Below are 22,419 nucleotides of genomic sequence, written 5' to 3' on the forward strand. Positions count from 1 at the left end.
ATCTGACAGGCGAAATAGACGCTTTCCCGGGTCAGCCAAGGCTGACACGGGAAGGACGTCCGGTTGCTCAGAGGTGGGCGGCGGGCGCGGCCATGTCCGGCAATGGGCTTTTCAGCTGTTGCAGCTGGGATTTGACCGGTGTGGTCGAGCAGGTCTTGTCCGCTTGTGCCACGGTCTCGTTGCGGATCGTGGTGTAGAACAGCTCGCAGGTCTTGGCTTTCTGCGTCACTTGCCAGGTCTGGGTGCAGCTGTTGAGCAGGGCCTTCGGATCGGTGCCCGGTTTGCTTCCCATCCCGGCCTGCCAGCAGGCGGCGCTCAAGTCTTGCCCCATCACCTTCAGACCCGCTGCATCGGCCTTGGCCTGGGCATCGTCGCCGGTGTAGTTGCTCGGGTCGGCGGCGTACCAGATGTAGCTCGGATGGTTGGAACCCAGCACCGGCACGTTCACCCCCACGCTCGGGCTGATGGTCGCCAGGCCCAGTACATTCACGGTCGCACCGTATTGCAGCTTGATCCAGTTACGCACCGGCGCACCAAAGGCCACCATCGGCAGCACGGCGCCGCTGGCGTTCTGGCTGACCTGCTTGACCATGGTGGTCTGGTAATCCTTGAAGTAGTCGTACACGCCTTCCAGATCCTTGCCGGCGCTGGCGGGCGCGGCGATCGGGGCGATGTCGATGATGGTCTGGTAGGCCGGCGTCTGGTCGGCGGGGATACCATTGTCGGTCAGCAGCGCGGCCCAGCGGTCGGTGGTGTTCGAGCGCAGGTAATCCTGGGCCTGGGTCAGCGAGTAATCCGGCGGGAAGTGCAGCAGCTCGACACTTTTGCGGTTTTCCAGGGCCATGCCCAGTGGCAGGAACAGGTACCAGCTGTACGCCCATTTGCCGTCGGCATTGAGTTTGCTGGCGCCGTTGTAGGCCAGGTCGCCGGCGTCCAGCAGCGCGGTCAGCGGCTTGTCGTAGCCCTTCGGTACGCCGCTGATTTCGGCGTAGAGCTGATCGTTGTCGTTTTTCACCAGCACTTTGGCGTTGGTGTAGCCGTCGCGCTGCACGCTCTGGCTCAGGTAATGGGCGACGGTCTGCTCCAGCGTCCAGTTGCGAAAGCAGATCACGCTGCAATTGTTGGGGTAGGCGAAGAGGCGGGTGACGCGTTCGGTGCTGCCCAGTTTCAGGTCGACATCGGCGTGGGCGGCGGCGCTCAGCGTGAGCGCCGCGAGGGTGAGGCCTGCGAGTTTCAACATGCTCAGATCCTTTTCAGCGAGGGTAAAACCTTGGTGGAGGGCAATCCGGCCCGCGTCTAGCCTAGCCGGGGAACAGGTGTTTCAGCGAATAACCAAGCTGACTGGCGAGAATCACGCCGGTCATGACCACCAGAAACAGCAGTTGCAACGGGCTGAAATGCGCCCAGTGCAGCGCGGTCAGCCACGGGTGCTTGTCGCTGAACTCCGGGTCGAGCGTGCCGATGCGCCGCTTGTGCCAGAGCCCGATCAGGATCACCCCGATATAGGTGAAGGCCCCCAGCCCACCGAGCATGACCGAGAACAGCAGGATCATGACGGCTTGCGGTACGCCATGGCGAAGCACGAGCCAGCGGGTGTCAGGGTTCCATCGGCGTGGAATGATCCTTTCGGTCAACCACAGGTCCTGAACGATCAAATGGGCGCTGATCAGAAACCAATAACTCAAGCCGATCCGGAAAAACCAGACAGGAACGCAGGCGAAGGCCAGAGGAATGACGATGCTCATTGCCGTGGTCTTGTGCTCGGCAGGCAGATAAAACAGCCACAGCGCCAGCGCAATCGCGGCCCATGAGCGCAACCAGGTTTCGCCGGCGATGTAGCGCGGCAGAAACCGTCGCCAGTAGAAAACATCGGCGTACGGCAGGCGGGCGAGCAGGTCGGGGAAGCGCCATTTGAGGGTTTCCGACAACTGCTGGCAGGCCTGCCAGTCAGCCGGGATGAACCGGTCGGTCATGTCTTTCTGTTGCCGCGGCTTCATCGGGCTGATCAGCATCCTCGCGGCCAGAGCGTCGGGCGACTCGTTGCGCTGATCTTCGGCGCGGGCGCACAGGTTGTCGTAGAGGCTTTCCTGGTTGCAGCGCTCGATCAGCGCCTGCCAGAGCCAGTCCGGTTGCGGATGAATGCCCTTGGTGTCGTCCCAGCCAAATAATTGGGAGATACGGTCGAACAGCGGAACGCTCCACTCTGTGTCCTGCAGCAGTTGCAGGATGATCTGCTGCCAGTGCTCCCGACGGTCGAACACCTGGAGCCAGGGTTGGGCCGTGTAAGTCTTGAGCAGCGCGAGAAATTCGCGTTCGTTTTGCGATGCGAGCAGCGTTTCCAGCGATTGCCGGTAATCCGTCAGCAGCTCGTTGGCGAGAATGCTGCGCTGCCCGTCGCCGATGACGATCTCCTGCCACGGGCCCAGCCAACCCAGGTGCTGCACCGCCCAACGGGCAATCGAAAGGCGCAGCGCGGGATGATCGAAGCACAACGTCAGCAACAGTGTCTGGAACGCTTGCGCACAATCCTGTTGGCGCGCTTGCTCCCAGCGCTCGTCCAGATTGGTGTCCGAGAGGCCGTCCAGCAATTGCGACGCGGCTTCAACGGCCGGGTCGGCAGTCGGCTGCTCGGGCTCCAGGTTAAGAGGCTCCGGATTCAGGGGCTGTACCCGCAAGGTCTGCGATTCGAGCGGTGCCTCGGGCGCGGCCGGGGTCACCGGTTCGAATAGCGCCGCAGGGTAGTCCCACGCATCGGTCCCGGTCTTCTGCAGCGGCTGAGCCATGGACTGCTCTTGTACCGCCAGCGCGGCGATCCCCGGAGCCAGCATGACGTCGCCATGCTCCTCGGTCTCTTCGTTTTCAAGGCGCCATTGGGCAATCGACAATGCGCGCTCATAAGCCTCGCGCAGGCGCTGGAAGCCTGCGGCATCTTCATCGGGCCGAAAGACTTTCAGCAGCCGCGCATAGCTGCGCTTGATATCACGCAGCCCGGCGTCTTCGGGCAGTTGCAGGACAGACCAGCATTCCATGTCGTGCTTCCTTACTGCCAGGGGTTACGGTCGAGGGCGCTCAACTGCTTGCTCAGTTCGGTACGGGTTTCACGGATCTGCCGCTCGTCCTGGGAATCCAGCGCCTGCTGGAATTGCTTGGCCCAGTAGCCGATCTGATCGCGCAGGTCGCCCAGGCTTTCCTGATACAGACGTTCCAGCCGTGCACTGAGCAGGGTGTTCACCTGTTGCTCGCGCGGATGGATCTTCAATTGCGCCAGGGCTTGCAGACGTTGCTGGATTTCCTCGGGCGTCAGCACGCCGGGGTTGTTTTCGATGACCAGCGAATGTTGCTGACCGGTCAGTGGAATGCTGACCTGGGCTTCGAGCAAACCGTTGTTGTCGTAGGTGAAGCGCACATCCAGCTCGACTTCGCCGGCCTTGCGCTTGGGCACCTTGATGTCCAGTTGGCCGAGCGCCACGTTGTCTTTGACCAGGCGGCTTTCGCCCTGAAAGATTTTCACGACCACCTGTTCCTGATTGTCGTGAAGGGTCTGCACAGTTTTGACCCGGCTGACCGGGACGATGCTGTTGCGCTCGATGATCGGCAGGTAGTGGCCGCTTTCATACTGACGACCGACCTGGGTGGAGGTCTCGATCCCCAGGGTGTAGGAGCAGACATCGGTGAGCACCACTTCTTCCAGCGCGGCCGAACGGGCCTTGAGCGCAGCCTGAATCGCCGCGCCTTGAGCGACCACCTGATCCGGATCGAGGCTGATCGACGGGAAGCGGCCGAACAGCCCGGCAGCCAGTTTGCGCACCAGCGGCATGCGGGTGGTGCCGCCGACCAGCAGGATTTCATCGAGGTCGCTGACGCGGATACGTGCATCGCGCAGGGCCCGTTCGATCGGCGCGCGCAGGCGTTCGAGCAGCGGCATGTACAGCGTCGCCATTTGCGCCTGGGTGATGGTCTGCGTCCATTGCTTTTCGCCGACCTGCAATCTGAATTCGGCGCTGGCGTCCTGGCCCAGTGCACGGCGCACACGCTCGGCTTCGCGGCGCAGCGGCTGGAGGATGGTGGAGCGCTCGGGGAAGTCCGACACGTTGCGATGCTGATCGATAAAGTGCTCAAGCAGCACGTTGTCGAAATCCTCGCCGCCGAGGAAGTTGTCACCGGCGCTGGCACGCACTTCCATGACACCCTCGAAGAGTTCCAGAATCGACACATCGAACGTACCGCCACCCAGGTCGAACACCAGGAACGAAGTTTCCTTGTCCCGTTGGTGCAGGCCGTAGGCGAGTGCGGCGGCGGTGGGTTCGTTGATCAGCTTTTCGACTTTCAGGCCCGCCAGTTCACCGGCGATGCGCGTGGCCTTGCGCTGGGCGTCGCTGAAATAGGCCGGAACGCTGATCACGGCTTCCGTGACGGTCTGGCCGTAGGTGCGCTCGACGTCTTCTTTCAGGCTCTTGAGCACCAGCGCCGACAGCTCTTCCGGACGGAATTTTTTATCCCCGAGGTAGACCTCCGTCGCACTGCCCATATGGCGCTTGAACAGCGAAGCGGTCAGGCGCGGATGAGTGTGCAGGCGTTCGCGGGCAGCTTGCCCGACCAGAATCCGGCCCTGATCGTCCAGGCCCACCACGCTGGGTGTCAGGAACTGCCCCAGGGCATTGGACACCAACTCAGTGGCATCGCCGCGCCATACGGCAACAAGGCTGTTGGTGGTTCCCAGGTCAATCCCGACGATCATTGCAACGAACTCCCTTTGCGCTCAGACAAAAAATGAAACAGATATTGGGCGCGCAAGAATATTACCGAGGCAGTGGCGCGGTAAAGAAAGATGATGGCTCTGAGCCATTATTTGCGACAGGCAACCGCAGGAAGGATCGTTCGGGTCGCTTTTTGTCGAAGGGGTCGAAGGGAAAGACAGGGCGCCGGAGCCGGCACCCTGTCGTCATCGTTTAAGGCATGACGGGCGGCAGATACGAGAGCGTCGTACCCAGCGCCCACAGCAGTACCAGCACCAGCGGCGTGTGCACCAGCAATTGCACGAACGAGAAACCGATCAGATCCCGCGCCTTCAGCTCCAGCACGCCCAGCAGCGGCAGCATGTAGAACGGGTTGATCAGGTTCGGCAGAGCTTCGGCGGCGTTGTAGATCTGCACCGCCCAACCGAGGTGATAGTTGAGATCGTTGGCCACCTGCATCACGTACGGCGCCTCGATGATCCACTTGCCGCCGCCGGACGGAATGAAGAAACCGAGAATCGCCGAGTACACACCCATCAGCAACGCATAGGTGTCGTGGGAAGCGATGCTGACGAAGAACGTCGAGATGTGATGGGCCAGGGTCTGGGCATCGGAGCCCTTGACCGTGGTCATCAGCGCGGCAATCGAGCCGTACAGCGGGAACTGGATCAGCACCCCGGTGGTGGTCGGCACAGCGCGCGACACCGCATCGAGGAAACTGCGCGGGCGCCAGTGCAGCAACGCGCCGAGCATAATGAACAGGAAGTTGTAGGTGTTGAGACCGGAAATCGCGGTGATCGCCGGTTTGGTCGAGAACTCGTGGAACAGCCATCCGGCCGCCAGCAGCACCAGCAGAATGATCAGCAGCGGGCTGTGTTCCAGCCATTCGCCTGGGCGGGTGCGTGGTTGCAGCGGCGGCAGGTTGAAGGCCGGGTCGATGCCGCAGGCCTTGGCGTCACGCGCCGAGTTCGGACCGGGCGCGGTGGCGTAGGCGATGATGATCGAAATCACGATCAGCGCCAGCAGCATCACCCCCGACTGCCAGAGGAAAATCGTCTGGGTGAACGGAATCACCCCGGTGATCGACAGAATCGATGGCGGCAGGCTGGCCGGGTTGGCCTGCAACTGCGCGGCGGACGACGACAGGCCCAATGCCCACACGGCGCCGAGGCCAAGGTAGGCGGCGGCACCGGCGGCGCGGTAATCCATTTTCAGGTCGGTGCGGCGGGCGAGGGCGCGAACCAGCAGACCGCCGAATACCAGCGACAGGCCCCAGTTGAGCAAGGACGCGACCATCGAAATCAGCGCGACCCAGGCCACGGCGGAGCGGCCGTTCTTCGGGATCCGCGCCAGGCGATCGATCAGTTTCACGGCGGGCGGCGAACTGGCCACGACATAACCGCCGATCACCACGAACGCCATCTGCATGGTGAACGGGATCAGGCTCCAGAATCCGTCACCGAAGGCCATGGCGGCGTCGGTGGGTTTGGCGCCCATGGCCAGGGTCGCCAGCGCGACGATGATCACCGCCAGCGCGGCGAATACCCAGGAGTCGGGAAACCAGCGTTCGGCGAAACTTGAACAGCGCAAGGCAAAGCGCGCAGAGCGGCTATCTTCGATATCAACGGCCACGGGAGTACCTCGGATTTTTATGTTTATTGTGGTCTTCGGGGCTTGGCCGGCCCGTCTGGACAGGTGCCAACAGTAAATCAACCGGCGGATTTTTGTGACCGTGTTTTACCGAATCAGACTATGGTCTAACGGGTTGTCCGGCGGCCCGTTTGCGTAGACCATGGGCGCCTTGGTTTTTTGCCTGCCAGAGTTCTTTGCCATGACTGCCCATTCCACTGCCCGACCGGCGCCGTTCAGCCGTTCCGACTACAAGACCCTCGGCCTTGCGGCCCTGGGCGGGGCGCTGGAGATCTACGATTTCATCATTTTCGTGTTCTTCGCCCTGACCCTCAGCCAGCTGTTCTTCCCGCCGGAAATGCCCGAATGGCTGCGCCTGCTGCAAAGCTTCGGGATCTTCGTCACCGGCTATCTGGCGCGCCCGCTGGGCGGAATCCTGATGGCGCATTTTGCCGACCGGCTGGGACGCAAGAAGGTCTTCAGTCTGAGCATCCTGATGATGGCGCTGCCGTGCCTGCTGATCGGGATCATGCCGACTTACGCGCAGATCGGTTATTTCGCACCGCTGTTGCTGCTGGCCCTGCGCATCCTGCAAGGCGCGGCGGTGGGCGGTGAAGTGCCGAGTGCCTGGGTGTTCGTGGCCGAGCACGCGCCGGCCGGCCATCGCGGTTATGCCCTGGGCTTTCTGCAGGCCGGGCTGACCTTCGGTTATCTGATCGGCGCGTTGACCGCGACTTTTCTGGCGCAAGTGTTCACCCCGGCCGAAGTGCTGGATTACGCGTGGCGTTATCCGTTCCTGCTCGGTGGTGTGTTCGGCGTGATCGGTGTCTGGCTGCGCCGCTGGCTGAGCGAAACCCCGGTGTTCATGGCGATGGAAGCGCAGCGTGAGGCGCGGGTCGAACTGCCGCTGCGCACCGTGCTGCGCGATCATCGGCTGGCCATGTTGCCGGCGATGCTCCTGACCTGCGTGCTGACTTCGGCGGTGGTGGTGTTCGTGGTCATCACCCCGACCATGATGCAAAAAACTTTCGGCATGACTGCCGGCCACACCTTTGCGTTGAGCGCGCTGGGCATTGTTTTCCTGAACATCGGCTGCGTGATCGCCGGCCGGCTGGTCGATCGCATCGGCGCCTGGCGCACGGTCATGCTCTACAGCCTGCTGCTGCCGCTGGGCATCGGCCTGCTTTACACCTGCCTGATCAGCGGCGGGGATTGGGTCGGTCTGGCCTACGCCATTGCCGGGTTGTGCTGTGGCGTAGTGGGCGCGGTGCCGTCGGTGATGGTCAGTCTGTTTCCGGCGCGGATCCGCGTTTCCGGGATCTCCTTCACCTACAACATTGCCTACGCCGCCTGGGCCAGTGTCACACCGTTGCTGCTGATCGGTCTGATGCCGTGGAGTCCGTGGATCTGCGTGATGTTCTGCGCGGTGATGGGTGTGGTGGGCGTCGCCAGCGCGGCGTATTTCGGCTCGCGGATGCCGCGCGCAGAACAGTGCCCGGTGGCCGGCACCGCCTGATCTGCCGAGGCGTAACTATTTTTGTAGGACAAGCCTCAAGCGCTCTTCAGAAAAGATTTCCAAGGCCGATGGTTAGGCTGCATACCCGCTCTCCATCCAGTCCATCGGTGCTTTCCCATGTTCAACAAACGCCTGAAGCAAGAGCTGGCGGCTCTTCGTGAAGAACTCTCCAGCCTTCTGCAAGTGAAGGAGAGCCTGGAAAGCGAGATGATGGTCCTCAATCTCGAGCCCGACGGACGCATTCAGTCGGTCAACCAGAACTTTCTCAGTGAAATGCTCTACAAGAGCCACGATCTGATCGGCCGAGCCATCGAAGACATCGTGCCGGCCCATGTGAAGTCCGACGAATTTCATCACCGCTTCAAGGCAGCATTGACCCGTGGCGAACATTTCGCCGGCGCCGTGCGTCTTTCCCGCGGTAATGGTGAAGAGGCGTGGCTGCGTTCGATCGTGCAGCCGGTACGGTCTTCAGACGGGCGAATCAAGCATTTCTCGATCTACTCCAGCGATCTGACCCGCACCATCGAGGCCTCCCGCGAGCACGAAAACCTGATCGGCGCGCTGGTGCGCTCGACCGCCGTGATCGAGTTCGACCTCAGCGGAAACGTGCTGAGCGCCAACGAACGGTTCCTGCAAGGCATGGGTTACAGCCTGGCGCAGATAAAGGGCAAACATCACCGGATGTTCTGCGAATCGGGTGAAGCCAACAGCGCCGAGTACCAGAACTTCTGGCGTCGCCTGAACAACGGCGAATTTGTCGCCGGCCGTTTCAAGCGGGTCGACAGCCATGGCCGGACGGTCTGGCTGGAGGCGTCCTACAACCCGGTGCTAGACGCCAACGAAAAGCTCTACAAAGTGGTGAAGTTCGCCACCGTGATTACCGATCAGGTCAATCAGGAACAGGCCGTTGCCGACGCTGCCAACATCGCCTACAGCACGTCCCTGCAAACCGACAGCACCGCCCAGCGCGGCACCCGTGTGGTGACTGAAGCGGTCAACGTGATGCGCGATCTGTCCAAGCACATGCAGACCGCCGGCGAAGGTATCGAGGCGCTGAACGAGCAATCCCAGGTGATCGGCACCATCGTCAAGACCATCAGCGGCATTGCCGAACAGACCAACTTGCTGGCGCTCAACGCGGCCATCGAAGCTGCTCGCGCGGGTGAGCAGGGCCGAGGCTTTGCGGTGGTGGCCGACGAAGTGCGGCAACTGGCTTCGCGCACCAGCCAGGCGACCGAGGAAATCGTCGGCGTGGTGCGCCAGAACCAGGACATGGCGCGCAACGCCGTGGCCCTGATGACCGACGGCAAGCAACAGGCCGAACAAGGTCTGGCGCTGGCGGCGGAGGCCGGTACGGTGATCGTCGAGATCCAGGACGGCGCGCAGAAAGTGGTGGATGCAGTCGGCCAGTTCGCCAACCAGCTATCCAGCTGATGCCTGCCAGGCGAAGGGATTGCCCACGGCAATCCCTTCGTTGTTTTTATCCCGCTACAATCGGCTCTTTTTCCCGGAGCAGATCCCATGAGCGAGTCCTTCCGTCGCCCGGTTCCCCTGAACAAAGCCTACCGCCTGCTCAATCACGGGCCGACCGTGCTGGTCAGCGCCGCCCATGACGGGCAGCGCAACATCATGGCCGCTGCGTGGGCCATGCCACTGGATTTCGAACCGCCGAAAGTCGCGGTGGTCCTCGACAAATCCACCTGGACCCGACAACTGCTCGAGGCCTCGGGCACCTTTGTTCTAAACGTGCCGTGCGTGAATCAGGCTGACATCGTGCAGACCGTCGGCTCGACTTCAGGCCTGGAAATCAATCGCGATCAAGGTCAGGACAAGTTCCAGGCGTACGGCTTGCAGAGCTTCGCTGGTGAACAGGTTCATGCTCCTATGCTCGACGGATGTGTCGCCTGGCTTGAATGCCGGTTGCTGCCCGAGCCGCGCAATCACGAGCAATACGATCTGTTCCTGGCCGAGGTGATCGCGGCGCAGGCTGATTCGCGGGTGTTCAGCGATGGGCGCTGGCACTTCGAGGGGCACGACGGCTTGCGCACTCTGCACCATGTGGCTGGCGGACATTTCCTGACGATTGGCGATCCGGTGGATGGCAAGACGCTTTCGGTTTGAGCGCCACTTGATGACAAGTCATTGCCGGATGTTGCAAGGTAAAGGTCTTTTCTAAACCGTCAGGCGCGTGCCCCATGGACCTTTCCTTTTCCGGTTATCTTGCTCCGTTGCTGTCGCTGGCATTGTTGTGGACGGTTGCCGTGGTGACGCCCGGGCCAAATTTTTTCAATATCGCGCAACTGGCCGTCAGCCGTTCCCGACGCCACGGCGTGGTGGCGGCGCTCGGGGTGGCCAGCGGGACGGTGCTGTGGGGACTGGCCGGGGGGCTGGGCATCCAGTCGCTGTTCAGTGCAGCGCCGGCGCTTTATCTGAGCTTCAAGATTGCCGGTGGCTGCTACCTGATTTATCTGGGGCTCAAGCAGTTCAAGCGCAAGGCCCCTGTCGCGCAAGGAACCCCGGACGCCCCGGAGCAAACGTTACTCGGTGCCTATGGACGAGGTTTTCTGGGCAACATGACCAACCCCAAATCAGCGCTGTTCGTGGCGACAATCTTCGCCACCGCCATGCCCGCCCACGTCCCCCCGATGCTGCTGGCGCTGGCGGTCATGACCATGGCCACGCTGTCCTTCAGCTGGTATTGCAGTGTGGCGTTGTTCTTCGCCAGCCGACGCATTGCCGGCGTTTATGAACGCTCACGCAAATGGCTGGATCGGCTGGCGGGTGGTTGCTATCTGTTGTTTGGTGCGCATCTGGTGGCTAACCGCTGATGACGAACCGCGCTGCAACCGAGCTTTTCTACCTCCAAGGACATACAAAAAAGGCTTACCTCTCGGTAAGCCTTTTTCAGTTGGCAGTGCTGATTCAATCCCCCAGCGCTACCCCTTCACGCCGAGGATCCGCTCCACCTGCCAGCGTTGCCTTCCCCTGAGCATCCTTGACCCGCACGATGGCCTGGGTGCCGCTGGTCATGTCGATTTCGTTGACGGTGTGGCCCTTGTCCTTGAGTGCCTGGATCAGCGCCGGGCTGAACTGGCCTTGTTCCAGCTCCGTCGGGCCGTTGCGGCTGCCGAAGTTGGGCAGGCTGATGGCGCTTTGCGGATCGAGGTTCCAGTCGAGCAGGCCGACGGTGGTTTTGGCCACGTACTCGATGATCTGCGATCCGCCCGGAGAACCCACGGTGGCGACGAACTCGCCACTGTTGCGGTCGAAGATCAGGGTCGGTGCCATCGACGAGCGCGGGCGTTTGCCGGGCTCCACGCGGTTGGCGACTTTCTGCCCGTTCTCTTCGGGGATGAACGAGAAGTCGGTCATCTGGTTGTTGAGCAAGAAGCCCTGAACCATCAGGTGCGAGCCGAACGCGGCTTCGATGGTGGTGGTCATCGAGACGGCGCCACCGAAGTCATCGACAGCGACCACTTGTGAGGTGGAAATGCGCAGCGGCGAGCGATCCGGCGCGTAGGCAACCTGCACGCCCGGCGGTGTGCCGGGTTTGGCTGTGCCCATGCTGCGTTCGCCGATCAGGCTGGCGCGGCTGGCCAGGTAACCCGGATCGACCAGGCCCTTGACCGGCACCGGAACGAAGTCGGTATCGGCTACGTATTGTGCGCGGTCGGCGTAGGCCAGGCGCTCGGCTTCGGCGATCAGGTGCACGGCTTGCGGCGCAGGTTCGATCCCGGCGGGTTTATCGGTTTTCATTGGTTTGAGCGGCGTCAGGGCCAGACGCGGATCGCGGGTTTCCAGCGCCTGCAAGGTGCCGAGAATCTGCGCCACCGCAATCCCGCCCGATGATGGCGGCGGCATCCCGCAAACCTGCCAGCGCTTGTAGTTGGTGCACAGGGGCGCGCGCTCCTTGGCCTGATAGTGCTGGAGGTCGTTCAGCGACAGGCTGCCGGGGTTGGCGTGGCTCTGAACCTTGGCCACGATCTCTTCGGCGATCGGGCCTTTGTACAGTGCGTCCGCACCTTCGTTGGCGATGCGTTTGAGAACGGCAGCCAGCGCCGGGTTTTGCAGTCGCGTGCCGACGGCTTTGACGCTGCCATCGCTGTTCAGAAAATACCTGGCCATGTCCGGCGAGCGGCGAATCACCGGGTCGGATTCCAGCAGTGAATGCAGGCGCGGGGAGATCGCGAAACCCTGCTCGGCCAGTTTGATCGCCGGCTCGAACAATGTTGCCCACGGCAAGCGGCCGTGCTTTTTGTGCGCCAGCTCCAATGCACGCATCACCCCCGGCGTGCCGACAGAGCGTCCACCGATCTGCGCCTGCGGGAACGGCATCGGTTTGCCGTCGGCCTGGAGAAACAGCTTCTCGGTCGCACCGGCCGGTGCGGTTTCGCGGCCGTCGTAGGTGCGCACCTGTTTGCCGTCCCACAGCACGATCATCGCTCCACCACCGATCCCGGAGGATTGCGGTTCGACCAGGGTCAACACGGCTTGCATCGCGATGGCGGCATCGATGGCGGAACCACCCTGACGCAACATCTCGCGACCGGCCTCGGCGGCCAGCGGATTGGCAGCGGCGGCCATGTGTCTTTCGGCGTGGCTGGCTTGCAGGCCGGTGCGGTAACCGGAGGCGGCTTCCGGTGCCAGCGGCAGGGTCGAGGAGGGCGGTGCGTTGCAGGCCGTGAGGGCGATGGCGCTGACGATCAGCGTCAGGGCGGGCAGGCGAAACCGGTTCAGGGGCAGGGCTGGAAACACGCGGGGCTCTCCGTCCGTGGGATAAAAGTCTGACGGACTGTATCGGCCGACCGTGTACGACGCAAACCGGAGGTATCTTTGTCCTTCATGCCTTGGCGGATTTTCTGTAGGGTCATGGGCAAACGTGAAGCCAGAACAATCAACAAGAGGCCGCCATGCACAACGAGTTTCCGACCCAGCCCAGCTATCGCGAACAACGCGAGCGCTTTCTTGCCGCCGCAAAGGTGGCGGGTGCAACGCTCTCCTCGTACGCGCATCCGCTCAATGGGCCGTTTGGCGAGTCTTTGAGTACCGATGTCGCGGTGCTGGGGAATCCAGCGGCCAAACGGCGCCTGGTGGCGCTCAGCGGCACCCACGGGGTTGAGGGTTATTACGGCTCGGAGTGCCAGATCGACTGGCTGAAGCATTTCACGCCGGACTCGCTGCCGAAGGATGTCGCGGTCGTGATGATTCACCTGATCAACCCGTGGGGCACGGCTTGGCTGCGGCGGGTCAATGAAGACAACATCGACCTCAACCGCAATCACCTGGATTTCAACCGACCGCTTCCGGACAACCGTGCTTACGCGGCGCTCCATGAAATCTACGCCTGCACTGATTTGAATGGCCCCGAGCGGCAAAAGGCGGATGCCTTGCTGGATGCGCAAATTGCCGAGCACGGCTGGCCGGCTGTCATGTCGATTGTCGAGGGCGGGCAGCACAGTCATCCCGACGGCCTGTTCTTTGGTGGACTTGCGCCGAGTTGGTCGAACCGCACGCTGCATTCAATCATCGAGAATCATCTGGCCGGTGCTGAAACCGTGATGTGTTTCGACCTGCACACCGGCGCCGGCGAGTATGGGCATCCAATGTTGCTGACGATTACCCAGGCACCGTATCCGGCACTGACCCAGGCGCAATCGATTTACGGTCCGTGGCTCTATACCTTGCACACAGGCGCCGAAACCTTGAGTGAAACCGGTGTTGCCGCGACCGCCACCGGCTACACCTCGCAGGCACTGCTCAACGCTTTGCCGAATGTGCAACTGATGCCGTTCGTGATCGAGTGCGGCACTTATCCGGGACCGGACGTGCATCGTTACCTGCGCGACGATCACTGGCTGCATCTGCATGGCGATCCGCTGGATGCGACGGGGCGCGAGATCAAACTGAATCTGCTGGAGCAGTTCTATCCCGCCGACCCGGACTGGCGGGCGATGGTCGGTTTGCGCACGCGGCAGATCTGGGCGAAAGGGCTGGCGGCACTGGCCGGATAAAAGAAAGTGCCGGCTGATGATGGCCGGCACTTTTCTCGAGGCATAAAAAAACGGCCTACCTTTCGGTAAGCCGTTTTTAGTACTTGGTGGCTACACAGGGACTTGAACCCCGGACCCCAGCATTATGAATGCTATGCTCTAACCAACTGAGCTATGTAGCCAAGTGGCGCGCATTATTCCCCTGAAATGGAAAAGCGTCAAGCGTAAATTCAAAATATTTCTTCTTATTTTCAACCGCTTATCCTCCCGCGCCGAAAATCGGGGCGGGAGGGGCTTTCAACGCAGCTGAAATCTCCCGGTATTCGCACTCAAGGCATGGCTGCCCTGACTCAAGGTGTCCGCCGCGAGGTTCACAGCCCGCGCGCCTTCGAGCAGGCGAACCGCCGCCTGATCCACCTGCTGGATATTGCCGCTGACCTCATCGGCGGTGCTGGCCTGTTCTTCAACTGCCGTGGCGATCTGGGCGAGGGTGTCGGTGACGCTCTGCACGGCGCTGGCGATTTCCCCCAGGCGTTCGCCAAGTCCCGTGACCGCTTCCGCGTCCGATTGCGCCTGGCCGCACGCCGCTTCCATCAGGCTCACGGCTTCATTGACCGTGTTGCGCAGGCTGTCGACCGTTCCGGCGATCTGCGCCGTGGACGATTGCGTACGTTGCGACAGGCTGCGCACTTCGTCGGCCACCACGGCAAAACCACGACCTTGTTCCCCGGCCCGAGCGGCTTCGATGGCGGCGTTGAGTGCGAGCAGGTTGGTCTGCTCGGCGACGCCGCGAATGGTGTCGACCACGAGTTGAATCTGCTGCCCTTGCTCGCTGACCCGGCCGAGCGCTGCTGCAGTTTCGTTCAGGCGCTGATTGAGCTGCTGAATGCTCGCCGTTGTGCGTTGACTGTCACGGCTGCTGTCGGCAGCGATGCGCCGGGTGTGCTGGGCACTGCCGGAAGCCTGTTCGCAACTCTGCGCCACACCTTGGGACGTCGCCGCCAGTTGCGTGGCCGCTGCGGCGATCTGGCTGATCTGCAATTGCTGCGCTTCAACTTCGCTGAGAGCACCGCTGGAGTGATCGTTGAGGCTGCGCACGGCGTTGCTCAGTTGCGAAGTCTCGTGATCGACACCCAGCAGGCTGGTGCGCAACTGCACCACGGCCACGTTGAGTGCGGTGCTGATCGACGCCAGTTCATCACGGCCCACGACCGGCACCTGCAGGCTCAGATTACCGTCGCGCAAGGCTTCGGCCAGTAGCGTGATGCCACTGGCGCTGCGACGGATCGAGGCTTGCAGGCAGACGAACAGATACAGCGCCGCCAGCAACAGGAAACCGAAGACCGCCGCGACAACGATGAACTGACGAATCGCCGATCCGTGGTAGTCATCCAGCCGCTGATCCAGCGACACCAGCGATTGCTGGCGCAGTGTGGCCAGGTTGCCGAGCAGGGCATCGAGAGTGCGCTCGAATTCTTCAGGCTTGAGATTGATGCTGCCGCCGAACACGCCGTCATCCAGCACTTTCAACCCGGCGTCCAGCTGTTTAAGGCTGTCGTGATACTGCCCGGCCCAGCCTTGCAGGGCCGGCGGCAGACGCGCCTCGAGCAGGCTCGCGGTTTTTACCAGCTGCTCGCGAGCATCGCCGATGCGGCTGCGCAGGTCACGCAGTTGCAGACGGCTTTGCAGGGTGAACTGGCCAGAAACCACGGACGCTTGGCCGACGGCTGCCAGCCGACCGACGCGTTCGATCAGGTCCGGTGCGTGCTGGGTGGAAATCTGCGTCAGCAGATAGGTTTCCAGCCACGGCGCGAGGATCAGACGGTTGTCCATCGCGATCTGCTCGCGCAAGGCTTGCAGGGCGCTGAGGGCGTTGGTGAAGCGGTCGTAACCATCCGGCCACCAACCGACACCGGAAAGGCTTTTCGAGTCCAGACCATTGAGCGCGGCTTGCAAGGCCTGATAGCGGGTCAGGGTTTCACCTTCCGCGCCCTCGGCCTGCAAGGCATTGCCCAGCTCCAGCGTGGCCTGGGCAACGGCAGGTTGCACACCATCGAAGGCGGCCATGGCCGCGAGGGTGGCGGGCGTCGGCTGGCGGTTGGTTTCCGTTGCGCGCCAACGGGCGGCGCGGTCGCGTTGAGCGGCGAGCAGGTTGTCGAGCGCATCGAGGGCGAGCAACTGCCGCACACCGGCACGTTCGCCGGCGATCAGGTTGAGTTTGTCGCGATAGTCCTGGCCGATCATCAACAGGCTGCCGGCCAATGGCAGGATAAACAGCAGAAACAACAACTGGAATTTACGCGCGAAGCCAAACCGCCCCAGCAACCTGATCCCCGGTGATAAAAAAGCCTGCATGCCCCATGACTCCTCTGGACACCACGCACCATCGGCGTGCATCTCGGTCGTTGCGACCGGGATTGGTGCCCTGCTAAAAGGCCTCGAAAGTTCACCCTTGCCCGCTCTGTAGGCCGGCTCTGTAGCGAAACTTCCCATTCTCGATGCCCTTTGTAAGGGCGCCGCGTTCAAGCGGATAAGCAAGGCAAGATTCAGACCATGGCGTTGCGCTATCACTTGTGGCGCGACGACTGAATAGTTCGTTAGCTGGCTAAGGGGATGGCGCTGGCGCACCGAAAAATGGCACATTGACGCACCTGCCCGCGTGCACCCATCTGCAGTCCGGAAACTCCCATGGCTATCAGCAACGTTCAGACCGCCGCTGCCTCGGCGTCCGCTCCTCCCCAGAGCAGTCCACTGGTGATGCGCATCATCGGCGCGGTGGCGCTGGCGCATTTGATCAACGACCTGATCCAGTCAGTGCTGCCGTCGATCTATCCGATGCTCAAGGCCAACTATGGCCTGAGTTTCACCCAGGTCGGCCTGATCACTTTGACGTTCCAACTGACCGCTTCGCTGCTACAGCCGTGGGTCGGTTATCACACCGACCGGCATCCGAAACCGTGGCTGTTGCCGGCAGGTTCCGTGTGCACGCTGATCGGCATTGTGATGATGTCGATGGTTGGCAGCTTCCCGCTTATCTTGCTGGCGGCGGCGTTGATCGGTATCGGCTCTTCGACCTTCCACCCTGAAGCTTCTCGTATCGCGCGTCTGGCGTCGGGCGGACGTTTCGGCCTGGCGCAATCGACCTTCCAGGTCGGTGGTAATGCCGGTTCGGCATTCGGCCCGTTGCTGGCAGCGGCGATCATCATTCCTTTCGGCCAGGGCAATGTGGCCTGGTTCGGACTGTTCGCAGTGTTTGCGCTGTTCGTGCTCTATCGCATCAGCCGCTGGTACGCCCATCACCTGAACCTGTTCAAGCTCAAGGCCGGCCAGGCCGCCACTCATGGGCTGTCGAAGGGCAGGGTGACCAGCGCGCTGGTGGTGCTCGGGCTGCTGGTGTTCTCCAAGTATTTCTACATGGCCAGCCTGACCAGTTACTTCACCTTCTACCTGATCGAGAAGTTCGACCTGTCGGTGGCCAGTTCCCAGCTGCATCTGTTCCTGTTCCTCGGCGCGGTGGCGGCGGGCACGTTCTTCGGCGGGCCGATTGGCGACAAGATCGGGCGCAAGGCAGTGATCTGGTTCTCGATCCTTGGCGTGGCGCCGTTCACCCTGCTGATGCCGCATGTCGACCTGTTCTGGACCAGCGTCCTGAGCGTGGTGATCGGATTTATCCTGGCTTCGGCGTTCTCGGCGATCGTGGTGTACGCGCAGGAACTGGTGCCGGGCAATGTCGGAATGATTGCCGGGGTGTTCTTCGGTCTGATGTTCGGCTTTGGCGGGATTGGTGCGGCGTTGCTCGGTCATCTCGCGGACATTCACGGCATCGAATACGTGTACTTCCTGTGCTCGTTCCTGCCGCTGTTCGGGGTGCTGGCGATCTTCCTGCCGAGAACCAAAAAGGCCTGACGGGCTGAATGTCAGGCACAAAAAAGCCGCGTATCAAACGCGGCTTTTTCTTGGGTGCAGCTTTTACACGTTGAAGCGGAAGTGCATCACGTCGCCGTCTTTAACGATGTAGTCCTTGCCTTCCAGACGCCATTTACCGGCTTCCTTGGTACCGGCTTCGCCCTTGTACTGGATGAAGTCGTTGTAGGCGATCACTTCGGCGCGGATGAAGCCTTTCTCGAAGTCGGTGTGGATCACGCCAGCGGCTTGTGGTGCGGTGGCACCGACGCGGACGGTCCAGGCGCGGACTTCTTCGACACCGGCGGTGAAGTAGGTCTGCAGGTGCAGCATTTCGTAGCCGGCGCGGATCACGCGGTTCAGGCCAGGCTCTTCCAGACCCAGGGCCTCGAGGAACATGTCTTTCTCTTCACCGTCGTCCAGCTCGGCGATTTCCGCTTCGATCTTGTTGCAGACCGGAACGACCATCGCGCCTTCTTCTTCGGCGATGGCCTTGACCACGTCCAGGTGCGGGTTGTTCTCGAAACCGTCTTCAGCGACGTTGGCGATGTACATGACCGGCTTGGTGGTCAGCAGGTGGAAACCCTTGATGATCGCTTTTTCGTCGGCGCTCATGTTCTTCATCAGGCTGCGCGCAGGCTTGCCTTCGCTGAAGTGCGGGATCAACTGCTCCAGCAGGGCCTTCTGGGCCACTGCGTCCTTGTCACCACCCTTGGCGTTGCGCGCGACTTTCTGCAGTTGCTTCTCGCAGCTGTCGAGGTCGGCGAAGATCAGTTCCAGGTCGATGATTTCGATGTCGCGCTTCGGGTCGACGCTGTTGGAAACGTGGATCACGTTCTCGTCTTCGAAGCAGCGCACGACGTGAGCGATCGCATCGGTTTCGCGGATGTTGGCCAGGAACTTGTTGCCCAGGCCTTCACCTTTCGACGCGCCGGCAACCAGGCCTGCGATGTCGACGAATTCCATGGTGGTCGGCAGGATGCGCTTCGGATTGACGATGGCCGCCAGAGCGTCCAGACGCGGGTCCGGCATCGGCACGATGCCGCTGTTCGGCTCGATGGTGCAGAAGGGGAAGTTCTCGGCCGCGATCCCGGATTTGGTCAGGGCGTTGAACAGGGTGGACTTGCCGACGTTAGGCAGGCCGACGATGCCGCAATTGAATCCCATGGTGTTTCCCCTCGGATTAGAGTCAGGCCTTCTGGCTGTGCAGGTTTTTCATCGCGCGGTTCCATTCACCGGCGAGGATATCCGGCAGCACGCCGAGGGCAAAGTCGATGCTGGCATCGAGTTTTTCCTGTTCGGCGCGTGGCGCACGACCCAGGACGAAATTTGAAACCATACTGGCGACGCCCGGGTGGCCGATGCCAAGCCGCAGGCGGTGGAACGTATTCTGATTGCCCAATTGCGCAATGATGTCGCGCAACCCGTTGTGACCGCCATGGCCGCCGCCGACTTTGAGTTTGGCGACGCCCGGAGGCAGATCGAGTTCGTCGTGCGCCACCAGGATTTCTTCAGGCTTGATGCGGAAGAAACCGGCGAGTGCCGCCACGGCCTGGCCGCTGCGGTTCATGTAGGTGGTGGGAATCAGCAGACGAACATCCTGACCCTGATGCGAAAAACGCCCGGTCAGGCCGAAATACTTGCGATCGGCCACGAGATTCACGTTCTGTGCGTGGGCGATGCGCTCAACAAAAAGGGCCCCTGCGTTATGCCGGGTCTGCTCGTATTCAGCGCCTGGATTTCCCAGGCCAACGATCAGTTTGATGGCAGTCACGATAGGGGCCCTTCCTTTGAGTGGTGGATAACATCGCCGCGATCAGGGAAGGCGGCGAAAGTGGACGAAAAATGCTCATTTACCATGAATGTAAACTCCGCGTTCCCGCCCGCTTTCTCGCTACGTTCCAGTCCGCGATGTTACCTGCTCACTCAGGCATGACAGAGTGAATTACTCTGCTGCGCCTTCTTCGGTAGCTTCTGGAGCAACACGTGGAGCGTGGACGTTGGCAACAGCCTTGTCATCGCCGTGTGCCAGAGCAACGAACTCGACACCTTTAGGAGCTTTGAGGTCCGACAGGTGAACGATGGTGCCGATTTCAGCGTTAGCCAGGTCGACTTCGATGAACTCAGGCAGATCTTTTGGCAGGCAGGAAACTTCGATCTCGGCAACAACGTGCGAGATTTCGCCGCCTTTCTTCACTGGAGCAGCTTCGTTGATGAAGTGCACAGGAACGATAGCGGTCAGTTTCTGGCCAGCTACAACGCGTACGAAGTCAGCGTGCATCACGTGGCCTTTGGCCGGGTGACGTTGCAGAGCCTTGATGATCACGTTTTGCTTGGTGCCACCAACGTTCAGTTCGATAACGTGGCTGTAGGCAGCTTCGTTTTCGAGCAGTTTGGCGACTTCTTTGGCCAGCATGCTGATGGATTCAGGGGCTTTGTCGCCACCGTAAACAACAGCTGGAACCAGGGCGGCGAGACGACGCAGGCGGCGGCTCGCACCTTTCCCCAGGTCGGAACGCGCTTCAGCATTCAGAGTAAAATCGTTCATTTTGTATCTCCAAAATAGCCATGACCGAGTGGCGTTTGCGACCAGCGCCGAACACGGTATGGGCAAAAAAGCCCCGCCCCGGCAGGAATGCCGGGGCGGGGCGCTTTTCGTCAACGAGACATTTCGAGAAGGGCAGGGCCCTTAACGGAACATCGCGCTGATCGATTCTTCATTGCTGATGCGGCGAACCGCTTCGGCAACAACCGGTGCGATATCCAGTTGACGGATACGTGCACAGGCTTGTGCTGCAGCGGACAGCGGGATGGTGTTAGTGACCACCAGCTCGTCCAGCACGGAATTTTCGATATTCTCGATGGCCCGACCCGACAGCACAGGGTGTGTGCAGTAGGCAAAGACCTTGGCTGCGCCATGCTCTTTCAGGGCCTTGGCCGCGTGGCACAGAGTGCCGGCGGTATCGACCATGTCATCGACCAGAATGCAGGTACGCCCTTCGACATCACCGATGATATGCATCACTTCAGAGTGATTGGCTTTCTCACGGCGTTTGTCGATGATCCCGAGATCCACGCCCAGGGATTTGGCAACGGCACGTGCACGCACGACGCCACCAATGTCCGGGGACACGATCATCAGGTTCTCGAAGCGCTGATCTTCAATGTCATCCACCAGAACCGGGGAGCCGTAGATGTTATCTACCGGAATATCGAAGAAACCCTGAATCTGGTCAGCATGCAGATCAACCGTGAGAACACGGTCGATGCCGACTACGGTGAGCATGTCAGCAACGACTTTCGCGCTGATAGCCACACGTGCGGAACGCGGACGGCGATCCTGACGGGCATAACCAAAATAAGGAATAACAGCAGTGATACGAGTAGCCGAGGAGCGGCGGAAGGCATCAGCCATCACAACCAGTTCCATCAGGTTATCGTTGGTCGGAGCGCAAGTCGGCTGAATAATGAAGACGTCTTTACCGCGAACGTTTTCATTGATCTCGGCTGTAATTTCGCCGTCGGAAAATTTACCGACAGAGATGTCACCGAGAGGGATATGCAGCTGACGTACGACACGCCGAGCCAGATCGGGGTTAGCGTTCCCCGTAAAGACCATCATCTTGGACACGCGCAGTACCTGAAGGCTGAGGGTATACCTGGATGAGTATAGGAAAATGGCAGGGGCGGCTGGATTCGAACCAACGCATGGCAGGATCAAAACCTGCTGCCTTACCGCTTGGCGACGCCCCTGTATCTGTTGCTTGCAAGTGCCGGGCACTTGGTTCCTTTAGAGCAGACTTTGCAGCTTGCGATGCAACATCGAAACGTTGCTTCCTTTCGCTACAAACCCTGTAAGGGTCTCTGTCAGAAGGGCCGAGACTTTATCAGCTTCAGCTTTGCTTGGGAAGCCCCCAAACACACAACTTCCAGTTCCGGTAAGTTTTGCTTCGGTAAAATTACCTAACAAATTCAATGCGTTACGTACTTCTGGATAACGCCTCGATACCACCGGCAAGCAGTCATTTCGACTGTTTCCCTCGGGAACGGGGCGCACTTTAATGGGCGGCGTGTTACGTGTCAACAATGGATCTGAAAAAATTTCTGCCGTACTAACAGCGACTTGCGGAACGAGCACGACATACCACGGTTCGTCGGGCTCGACTGGGGTCAGTTTCTCGCCGACACCTTCGGCGAAAGCCGCATGGCCACGCACGAACACCGGCACGTCGGCGCCCAGTGTCAGGCCCAGTGCAGCCAGGCGATCTTCGTCCCAACCCAGTTGCCACAAATGATTGAGGCCGAGCAGGGTGGTGGCCGCGTTCGAACTGCCGCCCCCGATGCCGCCGCCCATCGGCAGGATCTTGTCGATCCAGATGTCGATGCCGAGCGAGCAGCCGGATTGTTCCTGCAGTTTCTTCGCCGCGCGCACGATCAGGTTGCTGTCGTGGGGCACGCCGTCGAATTCGGTGTGCAGGCGGATCACGCCATCGTCACGCACGGCGAAAGTGATTTCGTCGCCGTAGTCGAGGAACTGAAACAGCGTCTGCAACTCGTGATAACCGTCTTCACGGCGACCGAGAATATGCAGCATCAAATTGAGTTTGGCCGGCGAGGGCAGAGTGAGGCGTGGAGCGGTCATGCG

Annotated in this window: 16 protein-coding genes, 2 tRNA genes and 2 pseudogenes; 7 read left to right on the forward strand and 13 right to left on the reverse strand. The window is 61.1% G+C overall.

What is annotated here, in order from left to right:
* Nucleotides 1-67: 67 nt before the first annotated feature.
* The 4 genes from M5G18_RS27930 to M5G18_RS27945 form a co-directional block, all read right to left on the reverse strand.
* A complete protein-coding gene (locus M5G18_RS27930; protein ID WP_273898639.1) occupies nt 68-1,240 on the reverse strand; it encodes a hypothetical protein in 1,173 nt (390 codons plus the stop codon).
* Nucleotides 1,241-1,301: 61 nt separating this feature from the next.
* Complete coding sequence (locus M5G18_RS27935; RefSeq protein WP_273898640.1) at nt 1,302-3,029, reverse strand: J domain-containing protein; 1,728 nt, start codon at nt 3,027-3,029, stop codon at nt 1,302-1,304.
* A gap of 11 nt (nt 3,030-3,040) precedes the next feature.
* Nucleotides 3,041-4,738, reverse strand: a complete 1,698-nt coding sequence (locus tag M5G18_RS27940; RefSeq protein ID WP_273898641.1) for a molecular chaperone HscC — start codon at nt 4,736-4,738, stop codon at nt 3,041-3,043.
* A 211-nt stretch (nt 4,739-4,949) separates the two neighbouring features.
* Complete coding sequence (locus tag M5G18_RS27945; RefSeq protein WP_273898643.1) at nt 4,950-6,368, reverse strand: short-chain fatty acid transporter; 1,419 nt, start codon at nt 6,366-6,368, stop codon at nt 4,950-4,952.
* A 199-nt stretch (nt 6,369-6,567) separates the two neighbouring features.
* Between M5G18_RS27945 and M5G18_RS27950 the strand changes: the two genes are divergently transcribed.
* The 5 genes and pseudogenes from M5G18_RS27950 (at nt 6,568) to M5G18_RS27965 (ending at nt 10,709) form a co-directional block, all read left to right on the forward strand.
* Nucleotides 6,568-7,881 carry an MFS transporter gene (locus tag M5G18_RS27950; RefSeq protein WP_273898644.1) on the forward strand — a complete coding sequence of 438 codons (1,314 nt, stop codon included), beginning with the start codon at nt 6,568-6,570 and terminating at the stop codon, nt 7,879-7,881.
* Nucleotides 7,882-8,091: 210 nt separating this feature from the next.
* Nucleotides 8,092-8,727, forward strand: a pseudogene (locus tag M5G18_RS29090) (PAS domain-containing protein); the annotation flags it as partial.
* Nucleotides 8,728-8,883: 156 nt separating this feature from the next.
* Nucleotides 8,884-9,315, forward strand: a pseudogene (locus tag M5G18_RS29095) (methyl-accepting chemotaxis protein); the annotation flags it as partial.
* An 87-nt stretch (nt 9,316-9,402) separates the two neighbouring features.
* Complete coding sequence (locus tag M5G18_RS27960) at nt 9,403-10,002, forward strand: flavin reductase family protein (protein WP_273898647.1); 600 nt, start codon at nt 9,403-9,405, stop codon at nt 10,000-10,002.
* 74 nt (nt 10,003-10,076) lie between these two features.
* Nucleotides 10,077-10,709 carry a LysE family translocator gene (locus M5G18_RS27965; protein ID WP_273898649.1) on the forward strand — a complete coding sequence of 211 codons (633 nt, stop codon included), beginning with the start codon at nt 10,077-10,079 and terminating at the stop codon, nt 10,707-10,709.
* Between the two features lie 94 nt (nt 10,710-10,803).
* On the opposite strand, the gene ggt is transcribed toward M5G18_RS27965, so the two are convergent.
* Nucleotides 10,804-12,636 (reverse strand): gamma-glutamyltransferase, encoded by a 1,833-nt coding sequence (gene ggt / locus M5G18_RS27970; protein WP_273898651.1) that lies wholly within the window; start codon nt 12,634-12,636, stop codon nt 10,804-10,806.
* A gap of 155 nt (nt 12,637-12,791) precedes the next feature.
* Here ggt and M5G18_RS27975 point away from each other — a divergent pair, with 155 nt between their 5' ends.
* Nucleotides 12,792-13,892 (forward strand): M14 family metallopeptidase, encoded by a 1,101-nt coding sequence (locus tag M5G18_RS27975; protein WP_273898653.1) that lies wholly within the window; start codon nt 12,792-12,794, stop codon nt 13,890-13,892.
* A gap of 84 nt (nt 13,893-13,976) precedes the next feature.
* On the opposite strand, the gene M5G18_RS27980 is transcribed toward M5G18_RS27975, so the two are convergent.
* Together M5G18_RS27980 and M5G18_RS27985 are read right to left on the reverse strand one after the other, a co-directional pair.
* Nucleotides 13,977-14,053, reverse strand: a tRNA-Met gene (locus M5G18_RS27980).
* A 115-nt stretch (nt 14,054-14,168) separates the two neighbouring features.
* The gene (locus tag M5G18_RS27985; protein ID WP_273898655.1) at nt 14,169-16,226 is read right to left on the reverse strand and encodes a methyl-accepting chemotaxis protein; all 2,058 of its coding nucleotides are present in this window, start codon (nt 16,224-16,226) and stop codon (nt 14,169-14,171) included.
* Between the two features lie 333 nt (nt 16,227-16,559).
* On the opposite strand from M5G18_RS27985, the gene M5G18_RS27990 reads away from it, so the two are divergent.
* Complete coding sequence (locus M5G18_RS27990; RefSeq protein ID WP_192562394.1) at nt 16,560-17,777, forward strand: MFS transporter; 1,218 nt, start codon at nt 16,560-16,562, stop codon at nt 17,775-17,777.
* Nucleotides 17,778-17,840: 63 nt separating this feature from the next.
* Here M5G18_RS27990 and ychF read toward each other — a convergent pair whose 3' ends face one another.
* The 6 genes from ychF to ispE all read right to left on the reverse strand — a co-directional run bounded on the left by ychF (nt 17,841) and on the right by ispE (nt 22,416).
* Entirely contained in the window at nt 17,841-18,941 is a 1,101-nt protein-coding gene (gene ychF / locus M5G18_RS27995; protein WP_007951727.1) for a redox-regulated ATPase YchF, read from the reverse strand.
* Between the two features lie 22 nt (nt 18,942-18,963).
* Nucleotides 18,964-19,548 (reverse strand): aminoacyl-tRNA hydrolase, encoded by a 585-nt coding sequence (pth, locus tag M5G18_RS28000; protein ID WP_007951726.1) that lies wholly within the window; start codon nt 19,546-19,548, stop codon nt 18,964-18,966.
* A gap of 171 nt (nt 19,549-19,719) precedes the next feature.
* On the reverse strand, nt 19,720-20,322 hold the full coding sequence (locus tag M5G18_RS28005; RefSeq protein ID WP_007951725.1) for a 50S ribosomal protein L25/general stress protein Ctc: 603 nt from the start codon (nt 20,320-20,322) through the stop codon (nt 19,720-19,722).
* Nucleotides 20,323-20,463: 141 nt separating this feature from the next.
* Nucleotides 20,464-21,405: a ribose-phosphate pyrophosphokinase gene (locus tag M5G18_RS28010; RefSeq protein ID WP_003171603.1), complete on the reverse strand. Its 942-nt coding sequence runs from the start codon at nt 21,403-21,405 to the stop codon at nt 20,464-20,466.
* 47 nt (nt 21,406-21,452) lie between these two features.
* Nucleotides 21,453-21,527: transfer RNA gene (locus tag M5G18_RS28015), tRNA-Gln, on the reverse strand.
* A gap of 37 nt (nt 21,528-21,564) precedes the next feature.
* On the reverse strand, nt 21,565-22,416 hold the full coding sequence (gene ispE, locus M5G18_RS28020) for a 4-(cytidine 5'-diphospho)-2-C-methyl-D-erythritol kinase (RefSeq protein ID WP_273898657.1): 852 nt from the start codon (nt 22,414-22,416) through the stop codon (nt 21,565-21,567).
* Nucleotides 22,417-22,419 lie beyond the last annotated feature (3 nt).

Origin of the sequence: Pseudomonas aphyarum (assembly GCF_028657055.1) — a bacterium.
Lineage (GTDB): Bacteria > Pseudomonadota > Gammaproteobacteria > Pseudomonadales > Pseudomonadaceae > Aquipseudomonas > Aquipseudomonas aphyarum.

Excerpts from the sequence above, each read along its gene's own strand:
- M5G18_RS27960 (WP_273898647.1), top strand. The coding sequence starts at position 9,403 with ATGAGCGAGTCCTTCCGTCGCCCGGTTCCCCTGAACAAAGCCTACCGC.
- M5G18_RS28005 (WP_007951725.1), bottom strand. The coding sequence starts at position 20,322 with ATGAACGATTTTACTCTGAATGCTGAAGCGCGTTCCGACCTGGGGAAA.
- M5G18_RS27975 (WP_273898653.1), top strand. The coding sequence starts at position 12,792 with ATGCACAACGAGTTTCCGACCCAGCCCAGCTATCGCGAACAACGCGAG.
- M5G18_RS27990 (WP_192562394.1), top strand. The coding sequence starts at position 16,560 with ATGGCTATCAGCAACGTTCAGACCGCCGCTGCCTCGGCGTCCGCTCCT.
- M5G18_RS27965 (WP_273898649.1), top strand. The coding sequence starts at position 10,077 with ATGGACCTTTCCTTTTCCGGTTATCTTGCTCCGTTGCTGTCGCTGGCA.
- M5G18_RS27985 (WP_273898655.1), bottom strand. The coding sequence starts at position 16,226 with ATGCAGGCTTTTTTATCACCGGGGATCAGGTTGCTGGGGCGGTTTGGC.
- M5G18_RS27930 (WP_273898639.1), bottom strand. The coding sequence starts at position 1,240 with ATGTTGAAACTCGCAGGCCTCACCCTCGCGGCGCTCACGCTGAGCGCC.
- M5G18_RS27950 (WP_273898644.1), top strand. The coding sequence starts at position 6,568 with ATGACTGCCCATTCCACTGCCCGACCGGCGCCGTTCAGCCGTTCCGAC.
- M5G18_RS27935 (WP_273898640.1), bottom strand. The coding sequence starts at position 3,029 with ATGGAATGCTGGTCTGTCCTGCAACTGCCCGAAGACGCCGGGCTGCGT.
- M5G18_RS27940 (WP_273898641.1), bottom strand. The coding sequence starts at position 4,738 with ATGATCGTCGGGATTGACCTGGGAACCACCAACAGCCTTGTTGCCGTA.
- ychF (WP_007951727.1), bottom strand. The coding sequence starts at position 18,941 with ATGGGATTCAATTGCGGCATCGTCGGCCTGCCTAACGTCGGCAAGTCC.
- ispE (WP_273898657.1), bottom strand. The coding sequence starts at position 22,416 with ATGACCGCTCCACGCCTCACTCTGCCCTCGCCGGCCAAACTCAATTTG.